Here is a 12,431-nt window from a genome sequence, read left to right as displayed (position 1 = left end):
TCACGCCTCCGCGGCGGGGACGCGGACCGGTACTTCGGGGCCGGGGTCCGGCGCTTTGAGGCCGCGGTCCGGATCGTGCGGGTCCTTCGGGACCCCGCGCAGGATGGAGTTGCCTTCGTGGGTGGCCTCCGTGCCGGTGACGTCCAGGTGGAGACGGCCGCTGAGGCCGTAGAAGGCGACCGGGTTGCGCCACAGCACCAGGTCGACCGTGTCCTCGTCGAAGCCCTCGGCGAGCATCAGGTCGGCGACCTTGCGGGTCTTGAGGGGGTCGCTCTTCCCCCAGTCTGCGGCGGAGTTGACCAGGACCTGCTCGGGTCCGTAGGCGCGCAGGATCGCGACCATCCGCTCCTCGTCCATCTTGGTGTCCGGATAGACGGAGAAGCCCAGCCAGCAGCCGCTGTCCCGGGCCTCCTTGACAGTGGTCTCGTTGAGGTGGTCGACCAGGACGCGTTCCACGGGCAGGGCGGACTCCCGGACGACGTCCAGGGTGCGGCGCAGGCCGGCGAGCTTGTCGCGGTGCGGGGTGTGCACGAGAGCGGGCAGGCCGTGGTCCGCGGCCAGCTGGAGCTGCGCGGCGAGGGCGGTGTCCTCGGCGGGGGTCATGGAGTCGTAGCCGATCTCGCCGACCGCCACGACGTTGTCCTTGACGAGATACCGGGGCAGTTCGTCGAGGACGGGCACGCAGCGCGGGTCGTTCGCCTCCTTGGGGTTGAGGGCGATCGTGCAGTGGTGGGCGATGCCGTACTGGGCCGCGCGGAAGGGCTCCCAGCCGAGGAGGGAGTCGAAGTAGTCGCGGAAGGACGCGGGCGAGGTGCGCGGCTGACCGAGCCAGAAGGAGGGCTCGACGACGGCGCGGACCCCGGCGGCGTACATGGCCTCGTAGTCGTCGGTGGTCCGGGACGTCATGTGGATGTGGGGGTCGAAGATGCGCATCAGGACTCCTTGCCGTGGGGGCGGTCCGTGCCGGGGGCCGGGTTCACGGACTCGGTCAGGTCCAGGACGCGGTGCAGGTCCTCGGGGACGGGGCGGCCGGCGGCGGTGCGTTCGGCGGCGTAGTCGCCCAGCATGCGGGCGAGTTCGACATCGCCGCGGGCGCGGCCGGGCAGGTCCGCCACGTGGTCGACGGGGACACCGGTGAACAGGCACTTCAGCACGGCGTGGCGCCATGCGTGGGGGGCCAGGTGCCGGGCGGCGTAGGGGCCGACGGCGGCGGTGAGGAGCCGGGTGTCGTTGGTGCGCAGGGCGTCCTCGACGAGCGGGAGCGCGCCGGGGCCGGAGACGAGGTGGGGCAGGGCGTGCAGGACGGCCCGCCGCTCGTCGGCGGTGCCCTGGAAGTAGACCCGGGTCAGGGCGTCGGTGCCTGCGCGGGCCGCGTCGAGGATGAGCACCCGGGCGGCGTCGGCGTGCGCGGCGCCGCAGCGGCGGCCGGCCTCGGCGAGGCGCAGTTCCCACACGGAGATGGGCCCGTGGAGGCCGGGGTGCGCGGCGGCCTCGTCGAGGGCGTGCTCCAGCCAGGCGCGGGCGGCCGGGTCGAGATGGGTGCTGAGGTGGTGACGGAGGTCGGCGAGCGTGGGGAGAGGGCGGAGGCCCGTGTCAGGGGTGGTTCGGCCGGTGTCGGTTCCGGCGCTGGGGGCGTTCTGGGTGCTCTCGGTTCTCGCCGTCGGCGTGGCGCGGGGGTGGGTCATCTGGTGCTGCTCCCTTCAGAGGTGGCCGAGGGAGCGCCGTGGGGTGGCGCGGCCTGCTGGAGGGCCGGAGCGGGCTGGTGCGACGCGGTGGCCGCGGTCCGCTCGGCGTGGCGGAGGAACGGGAGGGAGTGGGCGGCGAAGTGCGGGCCGGCGTGGGAGTGGCGGGGCAGTTCGACGACGGTCAGGCCCTGGTAGCCGGTGGCGGCGAGGGCCGCCAGGACCGGTGGGAAGTCGATCTCCCCGTCGCCGAACGGGAGGTGCTCGTGGACGCCGCGCCGCATGTCCTCGATCTGGACGTGCCGCAGCCAGGGGGCGGCGTCTCGCACGCAGTCGGCGGGAGAAAGGGGTTCGAGGCACTGGCAGTGGCCGATGTCGAGGGTGAGGCCGAGAGGGCCTGGGTCGCCGAGGAGGCGGCGGAGGTGGTGGAAGTCGGCGAGGGTGGCGAGGAGGTGGCCCGGCTCCGGTTCGACGGCGAGGGGGATGCCCGCGGAGCCGGCGGCGTCCAGGACGGGGGTGAGGGTATCGGCGAGGCGCTGCCACGCGGTGTCCGTGTCGGTGTCCTCCGGGACGATGCCGCTGAAGCAGTGGACCGCGTGGGCACCGAGGTCGGCGGCGACCCGGACGGCCCGTACGAGGAGGTCGACGCGGCGGGCCCGGTCATCGGCGTCCGGGTCCAGCAGGGACGGGCCGTGCTTGCGGCGCGCGTCGAGCACATAGCGGGCCCCCGTCTCCACGGTGACGCCCAGGCCGAGGGCGTCCAGTCGCCGAGCAACCCGGCGGGTGCGGGCGGCGAGGTCGGGGGCGAGCGGGTCGAGGTGCATGTGGTCGAGGGTCAGTCCGACGCCGTCGTAACCGAGGTCGGCGAGGAGAGCGAGCGCGTCGTCGAGCCGGAGGTCGGCGAGGCCGTTGGTGCCGTAGCCGAAGCGGAGGGGGGTGGGCGCCTCGGGCCCGGTGGGCGACGCGGCCGTCGCGAGGTCGGCCGACGCCGGGGGCGCTTCGTGGCTCATGTGACGCTCACCTTCTTCGCGAACCTCGCTCCGAGCGGGGCGAGGGCGGCGATGAGGAGTGCGCCGGCCGTGCCCCGGGAGCGAGCGGTGAGGGCGGCCTGGAGGGGGATCGTGGCGCGGATGCCGGCGCCGACGGCGCGTTGGGTGAGAGGAGGTGACGGATTCAGCGTGGCGTGGACGTAGGGGCGGGCCGTGGTCGCGGCGTAGGCGGCCGCGCATGCCGCGGTGAGCACCTCTGCGGACGCCTGCCCGGGCTGGTGCCGGGCGGGGCGGGGGTCCGTCGGCCCGGGCTTGTGCCGGGCGGGGCGGGAGTCCGTCGGCCCGTGGCCGGTGGCCTGAGAACGGCCGTTCGCCGGCCCCGCGGACCGGTGCGTCAGCAGACGCGTCAGCAGGGCGGTCGTCGCGAGGGCCGCCAGCGGGGCCAGGGGTGAGCCGCCCTGTGCCTCCTGGCGGGAGACCGTCGTCACGGCGACGGTGTGGGTGCCGAGGAGGGCGGCGGAGGGCACGGCCCGGCTGGTGCGGCCGGTGCTGGCCGCGGCTCCGAGGAGCAGGTCCAGGCCCCGGGCGGCGCCCATGGCCACGGGTCCGGCCGGGGTGTGCTTCAGGCCGAGGTCGTAGGCCCAGACGGTCGCGGCCAGAGGTGCGGCCACGGTCAGGGCCGGCCGTCCGGCGCGGGCGGCCAGGGCCAGTCCGGCCGCGGTGAGCGCGCAGGCGGCCGTGAGCGCGGCGGACGGGCGGATGCGGCCGGAGGGCAGGGGGCGGTGCGGGCGTTCGACGGCGTCGACGTCGCGGTCCGCCCAGTCGTTGAGGGCCATGCCGGCCTCGTACAGGCAGAGGGAGGAACCGATGGCGAGCAGGGTGCGGGGGCCGGGACTGCCACCGGCCGCGGCCGTGCCGGCCAGGGCGTCGCCGGGGACGCTGAACAGGGCGGGCAGGCGCAGGAGTTCCGCCCAGGCGCGTGGGGTGCGTCGGGCGCGCCGGGCGCGTCGGCGGTGCGGGTGGCCGGTGACCGTTCGCCCGTCCGTGCCGCAGGCGGCGGCCCCGGCCGCCGCCGTGACGGTGCCGTCGGGGCGTGAGCCGTCGGGCCGTGAGCCGGGCCTCTCGCGCAGCGTCACAGCACGTCCTCCGATGCGTCGGCCCGCTCCCCCGCTTCCACGCCGGGGCTGCCCTCCGCCCCCACGCCAGTGCTGCTCCCCGCCTCCGTGCCGAGGTCGGCCTCGGCCGTCCGCCCCAGCCCACGCCCGAACCGGACCAGCGCCTCGTACTGCTCGGACAGGCCCGAGGGCCCCTCCCCCACCGGGTCCTTGAAGTAGAACCCGAGAGCGCCGAGCGGACCGGTCAGGCCCTTCTCGTGGGCGCGGGCGGTGAGGCGGGCGAGGTCGAGCACCAGGGGTGCAGCCAGGGCCGAGTCGCAGCCCTGCCAGATCGTCTGGAGGATCATGCGGGTGCCGAGGAAGCCGTCGAAGGCGATGTGGTCCCAGGCGGTCTTCCAGTCGCCGAGGGCGGGGACGTCGTCGATATGGACCTCGCCCTCGGGGACATGGCCGAGGGTGTCGGCGAGGACGCGTTCTTTGCCGGCGTTCTTCGCCGCCGCGGCGGCCGGGTCGGCGAGGGCGGCGCCGTCTCCGCCGCCGAGCAGGTTCGTGCCGGACCAGGCCCGGACGTGCAGCGCCCGCTGGGCGAACATCGGGCCCAGCACGGCCCGCAGCAGGGTCTGCCCGGTCTTGCCGTCCCGGCCGGCGTGGGGCAGGCCGCTGTGCTCGGCCTCGCGGGCGGCGACGGGGTGGTGCATGCCCTCGGAGGGGGTGAAGTTGACGTAGGGGCAGCCCGCGCGGAGGGCCGCCAGGGCGTACAGGGTGCTGGCGGGCAGCGGGGCGCCGGGGCCCTGGGAGGCGGGTTCGGTGGAGGCGACGTTCACCACCAAGGTCCGCTGCAAGGCGTGGCGGTGGGTGAAGTCGCGGATGTCGTGGGTGAAGGCCGCGATCAGGTCGGCCTCACTCCTGGTGTCCCCCGGGGCGGGGCCGCCGGGCCGAATCTCCCGGTCCGCAGCCGCGAGTTCGGCGGTGACGGCAGTGGCAAGGCCCGGGGGAAGGACGCCACCCGCGGTCAGGGTCTCGGCCCGTTTGGGGAGGGGGCAGTCGAGGGTGTCGTGGCCGCCGAAGACGAGGTCGGACAGAGCGGGCAGGCCGCTGTCGGTGAAGGCGGGGGTCTCGGTCACCATGCCGGTGGGCGGGTGCAGTCCCGCGGCGACGGCGGCGCACCCCGTGACGACGGTGGTGGCGACGGAGCCGCGGGCTCCGATCAGCCACACCCCCACACGCGGTCGGGGAAGGGACGCGGACATGGGCAGCCTCCTGGTCGTGCGCGAACCCGGGGGGAGGGGGGAGACGGCGGGCGGGGGTCCGGCGTCCCCCGCCCGCCGCCGTTCACTGGCCCTGGACGGGCAGTTCCTTGAGCTGGATGTTGCGGAAGGAGACCTGGTCGTCGGCACCGTGGTTCTGCAGGCCGATGTAGCCGTCGGTCAGGCTCCGCTCGGGGTCCTTGTTGGTGAAGTCGTTGATCTTGACTCCGTTGAGGAACACCTGGAGGCGTTCGCCCTGGACCTTGATCTCGTAGGAGTTCCACTGGCCGGGCGGCCGCAGAACCTGGTCACGGGCCTTGATGTTGGCCGACTTGAAGGAGTACACGGAGCCGGTGGTGCGGTCGGGCGCGTCCGTGGCGTCGATCTGGATCTCGTAGCCCTTGTTCACGGCGGACCAGGGGTCGTCGGAGGCCGGGAAGCCCACGAAGATCCCGGAGTTGTCGTCGCCCTGCATCTTCCAGTCGAGCTTGAGGGAGTACGACTTCAGCTCCTTGGCCTGGTACCAGAGCAGGCCCATGCCGCCCTCGGTCTCCAGCACGCCGTCCTTGACGACGAACCTGCCGGGGCCGGCCTGCTTCCAGCCGTCCAGGGTCTGGCCGTTGAAGATCTTCCGGTAGTCCTTGCTCGGCTTGCAGTCCGCCTTCACCTGGCCGGTGGCGTACTGCAGGCCGCCGAGCAGGTGGGCGCGGAAGGCCTCGTCGGCGTAGGACTCCTTGGTGTGGCCGCCGCCGGTGTAGAAGGAGCGGCCGCCGCCGTAGCTCTGGCACCAGGCGATGGGGTGGTCGCCCTTCATGGTGCCGCCCTGGTAGGTGGTCTCGTCCAGGGTGGCGAGGACCTTGGCCTGCTCGCGCGGGTTGGTGCGGTAGTTGTACCACTCGTCGGTGCGCTCCCAGGTCTCGCCCAGGTGCGCGGTGGAGGGGTGGTCGTGGTCCTCGACGCGGACGGTGGCCTTCTGGATGGCCGGGTGGGAGTGGAAGTAGGCGCCGACGAGGCCGCCGTAGAACTCCCAGTCGTACTCGGTGTCGGCCGCCGCGTGGATGCCCATGTAGCCACCGCCGCCCGCCACGTAGTCCTCGAACGCCTTCTGCTGCTCGGCGTCGAGCACGTCGCCGGTGGTGGACAGGAAGGCCACCGCGTCGTACTTGGCGAGGTTGGTGGTGGTGAACTGCCGGGCTTCCTCGGTGGCGTCGACCGTGATGCCGGCCGGGCCGCCGAGTTCCTTCAGGGCGGCGATGCCGGCCGGGATGGAGTCGTGGCGGAAGCCGGCGGTCTTGGAGAAGACCAGGACCTTCTTGCCGCCCTTGAACGGGTCCTTGGAGAACTCGAAGTCGTCCACGTCGAACAGCGCGCCCTCGCCGCCCTTGAAGACCAGGTAGATGTCGGTGGTCTTCTTCGGCAGCGACCGCAGCGGCACGTCGACGTTCTGGAAGGCCTCCCAGCCGCCGGTCGGCGGGATGTACGCCGAGCCGTGCAGCGGTCCCTCGGGCGAGCCGGTGCGCAGCTCGACGAAGCCGCCCGCGCCGCCGGAGGAGGCCCGTACGGTCAGCTTCTTTTGGCCGTCGAACCGGTAGGGGGTGAAGGAGATCCAGTCGCCGTCGTCGATGTCGCCGACGGTCTTGCCGCCGTGGGCGCCGGTCTTGTCGATGACGGACACGCCCGACTGGGTGGTGAAGTGCTCGCCCTGGCGGTGCAGCGGCTGCAGGACGGTGCGCGCGGTGCCCGTCAGCTCCTCCTGGCCGCCTGCCCCGCCGTCGGTGTAGCTGGCGCCGACCACGCCATAGATGTTGGCGTTGGGGTCGTGGCCGCCGTCACCGGGCGGCGGCTTCAGCGTGCCCTCGCAGCCCATCTCGCTGGTCAGCTCGTGGGCGTGCGAGTCGTGGCCGAGGCTGTAGGTGACCTTGACCTTGGAGCAGTCGACCGTCTCCTCGGGGTCGGTGACCTTCACCTTGAACGGGACGGGCCGGCCGAAGGCGGCCAGGGTGCCGTTGGCCGGGGTCTCGATCGTCACCTTCGGTTCGGTGTTGCCGACGACGATCCGGACGCTGGCGTTGCCGGTGTTGCCCTCGGGGTCCTTGGCGGTGAAGGTGGCGCTGTAGGTGCCGACCTTCTTGTACCGGTGGGTGGGGTTGAGGCCCTCGCCCTTGGTGCCGTCGCCGAAGTCCCAGCTGTAGGTGAGGTTCGTGGAGTCGGCGTCCTTGGCGGAGGCGGTGAACTTGACCTTCAGGCCGGCCGCGCCGGAGGTCTTGTCGGCGCTCACCTCGGCGATCGGCGAGAAGCCGTCCTCGGCATTCTCGATCCGGTACAGCGCGGAGTGCTCGTCGCCCTGGAACCAGGAGACGCCGTAGTCGAGGACGTAGAGCGCGCCGTCGGGGCCGAACTCCATGTCCATGATCTGGGTGCCGGTCCACGGGAAGTCGTTGATCTTCGCGACCGACCCCTCCTCGGTCTGCTCGATCCGCTTGATCCAGCGGCGGCCGAACTCACCCGCGAAGAAGTCGCCGTCGTAGGACTCGGGGAACTTCACGCTGGAGTCGAGCTCGGGGTCGTAGCGGTAGACCGGGCCGGCCATCGGGGACTCGGAGCCGTCGCCGAACTCGGGCAGGGAGCCGCCGTCGTACGGGATCCAGGCGGCCTGCGCGGGCGGCAGGTCGACCAGGCCCGTGTTGTGCGGGGAGGTGTTCTTCGGGGCGGCGCAGTCGAACGTCTCGCCGGACTCCTTGGTGGCGAAGTCGTAGTCGACGTAGGGGTCGTTGTCGCCAGTGCAGAAGGGCCAGCCGAAGTTGGCCGCCTTGGTCACCTTGGCGAACTCGACCTGGCCCGCCGGGCCGCGCTTGGGGTCGGCGGCGCCCGCGTCGGGGCCGTAGTCGCCGACGTAGACGATGCCGGTCTTGTCGTCGACGCTCATCCGGAACGGGTTGCGGAAGCCCATCGCGTAGATCTCGGGGCGGGTCTTCTCGGTGCCCGGGGCGAAGAGGTTGCCCTCCGGGATGGTGTACGAGCCGTCCGCGGCGACCTTGATGCGCAGGATCTTGCCGCGCAGGTCGTTGGTGTTGGCGGAGCTGCGGCGGGCGTCGAAGGCCGGGTTGCGGTTCGGCCGGTCGTCGATCGGCGTGTAGCCGTCGGAGGCGAAGGGGTTGGTGTCGTCGCCGGTCGACAGGTAGAGGTTGCCGTCGGCGTCGAAGTCGATGTCGCCGCCGACGTGGCAGCAGGTGCCGCGGGAGGCCGCGACGTCGATGACCTTCTTCTCGCTGGCCAGGTTCAGCGTGCCGTTGGCGTTCAGGGTGAAGCGGGAGAGGCGGTTGACGCCGTCGAACTTCTTGAAGTCCTCGGCGGTGCCGGTCTCCGGGGCGTCGCCGACCGGGGTGTCGAGCGGCGGGGCGTAGTACAGGTAGATCGCCCGGTTGTTCTTGAAGTCCGGGTCGACGCCGACGCCCTGGAGTCCTTCCTCGTCGTGGGTGTAGACGGGGATCTTGCCGGCGACCTTGGTGACGCCGCCCTGGTCGGTGAGGCGCAGCGTGCCGTCGCGCGAGGTGTGCAGGACGCTGCGGTCCGGGAGCACGGCGAGCGACATCGGCTCGCCCGTCTCGGGTTCGCCCTTGGCGAGCGGCACCTGCTGGAACTGGCCCTCGGCGGCCGCCGGTTCGTCGTGCTCCGCGTGACGGGGGTGGGCGCCCGCGACGGTGGCGGGGGTGCCCACGGCCAGGAGCAGGCCGGTGAACAGGGCGACGGTGGTGCGCAGTTTGGGGCGTCTGGAGGTGCGGGTGCTTCTGAGGCTGGTTCTGTGCACGAAGTCCCTCCGGGAACGGGTGGGCCGTACGGGTGGGTACGAAGACGTGCGGTGCGGGCGCCGGGGTGCGCCGTCACCCCGGAGGTGTGTGTGTCCTGAACACATCAAGGAAGGTAACCGGGTCCGTCCGGGGCGAACACCCCTTGAGAGCGACTCGGTGGAACTTTCTCCCGCCCCAGGACAAAGCGGGATCCGGGCAGGTCGGAGAGGGGATCGGCGATGCCGCCGGTCCCCGCTCCCGACCAGCGCCGGGCGCGCTGTTCAGCTGTTGAACGCGGCGTCGAAGGACGCGCTGGGCGGCTCGAAGTCGAAGGCCTTGAGGCGGGCCAGCGCCTCGGGCGCCCCCTGGAGCCGGTCCATGCCGGCGTCCTCCCACTCGACCGAGACGGGGCCCTGGTAGTCGATGGAGCGCAGCATCCGGAAGACGTCCTCCCAGGGGACGTCGCCATGCCCGGCGGAGACGAAGTCCCAGCCGCGCCGCGGGTCGCCCCAGGGCAGGTGCGAGCCGAGCCGGCCGTTGCGTCCGTCGAGGCGTTTGCGGGCCTCCTTGCAGTCGACGTGGTAGATGCGGTCGCGGAAGTCCCACAGGAAACCGACCGGGTCGAGGTCCTGCCACACGAAGTGCGAGGGGTCGAAGTTGAGGCCGAAGGCGGGGCGCCGGTCGACGGCTTCGAGGGCCCGCTGGGTCGTCCAGTAGTCGTAGGCGATCTCGCTGGGGTGGACCTCGTGCGCGAACCGCACGCCCTCCGCGTCGAAGACGTCGAGGATCGGGTTCCAGCGGTCGGCGAAGTCCTGGTAGCCGCGCTCGATCATCGCGTCGGGCGCGGGCGGGAACATGGCGACGAGGTGCCAGATGGCGGAGCCGGTGAAGCCGATGACGGTGTCGACGCCGAAGGCGGCCGCGGCCCGCGCGGTGTCCTTCATGCGTTCGGCGGCCCGCTGCCGGACCCCTTCCGGGTCGCCGTCGCCCCAGATCGCCCCGGGGAGGATCGCCTGGTGGCGTTCGTCGATGATGGCGTCGCAGACGGCCTGCCCGACCAGGTGGTTGGAGATCGCCCAGCACTTCAGGCCGTACTTGTCGAGGAGCTGGTGCCTGGAGTCCACGTACGAGGGGTCGCTCAGCGCCTTGTCGACCTCGAAGTGGTCGCCCCAGCAGGCGAGTTCGAGGCCGTCGTAGCCGAAGTCGCGGGCCAGGCGGCAGACCTCCTCCAGCGGCAGGTCCGCCCACTGGCCGGTGAAGAGCGTGAAGGTGCGCGGCATGGAAAGGGGCCTCCTCAGACCGCGATCGGGGTGTAGACGGAGTTCTTCTCGGCGCTCTCCTCCACGGCGGCGAGCACGCGCTGCACCTGGAGCCCGTCCGTGAAGGAGGGTTCGGGGCGGCGGCCCTCGGCGATGGCGTGGACGAGGTCGCGGGCCTGGTGGACGAAGGTGTGCTCGTAGCCGAGGCCGTGGCCCGGCGGCCACCAGGCCTCCAGGTAGGGGTGGTCGGGTTCGGTGACGAGGATGCGGCGGAAGCCGGCTTCCGCGCCCGGCTGGGTGCCGTCGTGGAAGGACAGCTCGTTGAGCCGCTCCAGGTCGAAGGCGAGCGAGCCGCGCTCGCCGTTGAGCTCGATGCGCAGGGCGTTCTTGCGGCCGGTGGCGTAGCGGGTGGCCTCGAAGGAGGCGATCGCGCCGGAGGGGAAGCGGGCCGTGAACAGGGCCGCGTCGTCCACGGTGACCTCGCCCTTGCCGGCCGCCGAGACGGCGGACAGTCCGCTGCTGGCGCCGGTGGGCAGCGGCCGCTCGCGGACGAAGGTCTCCGTCAGCGCGGAGACCCCGGCCAGCGGCTCCCCCACGAGGTACTGCGCGAGGTCGATGATGTGCGCGCCCAGGTCGCCGAGCGAGCCCGACCCGGCCTGCTCCTTGCGCAGCCGCCAGGTCAGCGGGAACTCGGGGTCCACGAGCCAGTCCTGGAGGTACGTCACGCGCACGTGCCGCAGCCTGCCGAGCCGTCCCTCGGCGACCATCCGGCGGGCCTGGGCGGTGGCCGGCACCCGGCGGTAGTTGAAGCCGACCATCGCCACCTGCCCCCGCCCGTAGGCCTCCTCGGCAGCCCGGGCCATAGAGGTGGCCTCCTCGACGGTGTTGGCGAGCGGCTTCTCGCACAGCACGTGCTTGCCTGCGGCCAGGGCGGCGAGCGCGATCTCGGCGTGGCTGTCGCCGGGGGTGCAGATGTCGACGAGGTCGATGTCGTCGCGTTCGACGAGGGCCCGCCAGTCGGTCTCGACGGACGCCCAGCCGTGCCGGTCGGCGGCCGCCTGCGCGGCGGAGCGGTCCCGGCCGCAGATCACGGCCTGCACCGGGTCCAGCGGCAGGTCGAAGACGCGGCCCGCGGTGCGCCAGCCCTGGGAGTGGGCGGCGCCCATGAAGGCGTAGCCCACCATCCCCACGCGCAGGGGTGGCTTGCCTGCCTCGGTCCCATCTGACGGCGCTTGCGGCTGTCCCATACGGGTGTCCTCCTCGTCCTGGTCGGGGTGGCGCACGTGGGGGGTGCGGGATGGATCACTTGAAGCCGGTGGGCATGTACTGGTCGACGTTGGTCTTGTCGACGACGGCCGAGTAGAGCGTGATGGAGGCGGGGATCTCGAACTCGGCCATGCCACCGATGCCCTTGCCCTGCCCGAGGGCGCGGGCGAGGTCGATCGCGGAGGCGGCCATGGTCGGCGGGTACAGCACCGTCGCCTTGAGGACGCCGTCGTCCTGCTTGATGGCCTGGAAGGCGGACAGGGCGCCCGCGCCGCCGACCATCAGGAAGTCGTCGCGCCCGGCCTGCTCGATGGCACGCAGCGCGCCCACGCCCTGGTCGTCGTCGTGGTTCCACAGCGCGTCGAACTTCGACTGGGCCTGGAGCAGCTGGGCCATCTTGGCCTGCCCGGACTCGACGGTGAACTCGGCGGCCTGGCGGGCGACCTTCTTGATGTTGGGGTAGTTCTTCAGGGCGTCGTCGAAGCCCTGGGTGCGCTGCTTGGTCAGCTCCAGGTTGTCGAGGCCGGCGAGTTCGATGACGCGGGCGTTCGCCTTCCCCTTGAGCTTCTCGCCGATGTAATGCCCGGCGTTGAGGCCCATGCCGTAGTTGTCGCCGCCGATCCAGCAGCGGTACGCCTGCGGGGTGTTGAAGATCCGGTCGAGGTTGACGACCGGGATGCCCGCGCGCATCGCCTTCAGGCCGACCTGGGTGAGGGCCTTGCCGTCGGCGGGGAGCACGACCAGGACGTCGACCTTCTTGTTGATGAGGGTCTCGATCTGGCCGATCTGCTGGGCGGTGTCGTTGGAACCCTCGGTGATCTCCAGGGTGACGTCGGAGTACTTCTCGGCGCGGCTCTTGGCGTTGTCGTTGATGGCGTTGAGCCAGCCGTGGTCGGCCTGCGGTCCGGCGAAGCCGATGGTGACCTGCTTGCCGGGCTTGTCGTCGGCGGCCGGCTGGTTGTTCCCGGCCGGCTCGTCCTTCGACTCGGACGGCTCGTTGCTGGTGCACCCCGTGATGAGGGCGCCCGCGGAGACGGCGGCGGCCCCGAAGAGCAGTCCTCTGCGGCTCGTGATCTCTGGCATGG

The 12,431-nt window shown here is 72.3% G+C and carries 9 protein-coding genes; all 9 read right to left on the bottom strand.

The window, feature by feature from the left end; translation table 11 throughout:
- The gene (locus ABZ386_RS10370) at window positions 1-933 is read right to left on the bottom strand and encodes a TatD family hydrolase (RefSeq protein WP_355727142.1); all 933 of its coding nucleotides are present in this window, start codon (window positions 931-933) and stop codon (window positions 1-3) included.
- Window positions 933-1,685: an EboA domain-containing protein gene (locus ABZ386_RS10365; RefSeq protein ID WP_356503308.1), complete on the bottom strand. Its 753-nt coding sequence runs from the start codon at window positions 1,683-1,685 to the stop codon at window positions 933-935. Before ABZ386_RS10365 ends, ABZ386_RS10370 begins: the two co-directional genes overlap by 1 nt.
- A complete protein-coding gene (locus tag ABZ386_RS10360) occupies window positions 1,682-2,692 on the bottom strand; it encodes a sugar phosphate isomerase/epimerase family protein (RefSeq protein ID WP_356503310.1) in 1,011 nt (336 codons plus the stop codon). Before ABZ386_RS10360 ends, ABZ386_RS10365 begins: the two co-directional genes overlap by 4 nt.
- Window positions 2,689-3,807 carry an SCO3242 family prenyltransferase gene (locus ABZ386_RS10355; RefSeq protein WP_358964545.1) on the bottom strand — a complete coding sequence of 373 codons (1,119 nt, stop codon included), beginning with the start codon at window positions 3,805-3,807 and terminating at the stop codon, window positions 2,689-2,691. Before ABZ386_RS10355 ends, ABZ386_RS10360 begins: the two co-directional genes overlap by 4 nt.
- The gene (locus tag ABZ386_RS10350) at window positions 3,804-5,036 is read right to left on the bottom strand and encodes an inositol-3-phosphate synthase (protein WP_358964544.1); all 1,233 of its coding nucleotides are present in this window, start codon (window positions 5,034-5,036) and stop codon (window positions 3,804-3,806) included. Before ABZ386_RS10350 ends, ABZ386_RS10355 begins: the two co-directional genes overlap by 4 nt.
- 82 nt (window positions 5,037-5,118) lie before the next feature.
- Complete coding sequence (locus ABZ386_RS10345; protein ID WP_351343043.1) at window positions 5,119-8,841, bottom strand: ThuA domain-containing protein; 3,723 nt, start codon at window positions 8,839-8,841, stop codon at window positions 5,119-5,121.
- A 261-nt stretch (window positions 8,842-9,102) separates the two neighbouring features.
- A complete protein-coding gene (locus ABZ386_RS10340; RefSeq protein ID WP_351343045.1) occupies window positions 9,103-10,101 on the bottom strand; it encodes a sugar phosphate isomerase/epimerase family protein in 999 nt (332 codons plus the stop codon).
- 14 nt (window positions 10,102-10,115) lie between these two features.
- Entirely contained in the window at window positions 10,116-11,327 is a 1,212-nt protein-coding gene (locus ABZ386_RS10335; protein ID WP_351343047.1) for a Gfo/Idh/MocA family oxidoreductase, read from the bottom strand.
- A 55-nt stretch (window positions 11,328-11,382) separates the two neighbouring features.
- The gene (locus ABZ386_RS10330; RefSeq protein WP_114256395.1) at window positions 11,383-12,429 is read right to left on the bottom strand and encodes a substrate-binding domain-containing protein; all 1,047 of its coding nucleotides are present in this window, start codon (window positions 12,427-12,429) and stop codon (window positions 11,383-11,385) included.
- Window positions 12,430-12,431 lie beyond the last annotated feature (2 nt).

It is taken from the genome of Streptomyces sp. NPDC006140, assembly GCF_040628815.1.
Taxonomy (GTDB): Bacteria; Actinomycetota; Actinomycetes; order Streptomycetales; family Streptomycetaceae; genus Streptomyces.
The sequence above is the reverse complement of the archived record's forward strand: the minus strand, read 5'-3'. Positions and strand labels throughout refer to the sequence as shown.

Coding starts and splice junctions, on each gene's coding strand:
- ABZ386_RS10370 (WP_355727142.1), bottom strand. CDS start 933: ATGCGCATCTTCGACCCCCACATCCACATGACGTCCCGGACCACCGAC.
- ABZ386_RS10365 (WP_356503308.1), bottom strand. CDS start 1,685: ATGACCCACCCCCGCGCCACGCCGACGGCGAGAACCGAGAGCACCCAG.
- ABZ386_RS10360 (WP_356503310.1), bottom strand. CDS start 2,692: ATGAGCCACGAAGCGCCCCCGGCGTCGGCCGACCTCGCGACGGCCGCG.
- ABZ386_RS10350 (WP_358964544.1), bottom strand. CDS start 5,036: ATGTCCGCGTCCCTTCCCCGACCGCGTGTGGGGGTGTGGCTGATCGGA.
- ABZ386_RS10340 (WP_351343045.1), bottom strand. CDS start 10,101: ATGCCGCGCACCTTCACGCTCTTCACCGGCCAGTGGGCGGACCTGCCG.
- ABZ386_RS10335 (WP_351343047.1), bottom strand. CDS start 11,327: ATGGGACAGCCGCAAGCGCCGTCAGATGGGACCGAGGCAGGCAAGCCA.
- ABZ386_RS10330 (WP_114256395.1), bottom strand. CDS start 12,429: ATGCCAGAGATCACGAGCCGCAGAGGACTGCTCTTCGGGGCCGCCGCC.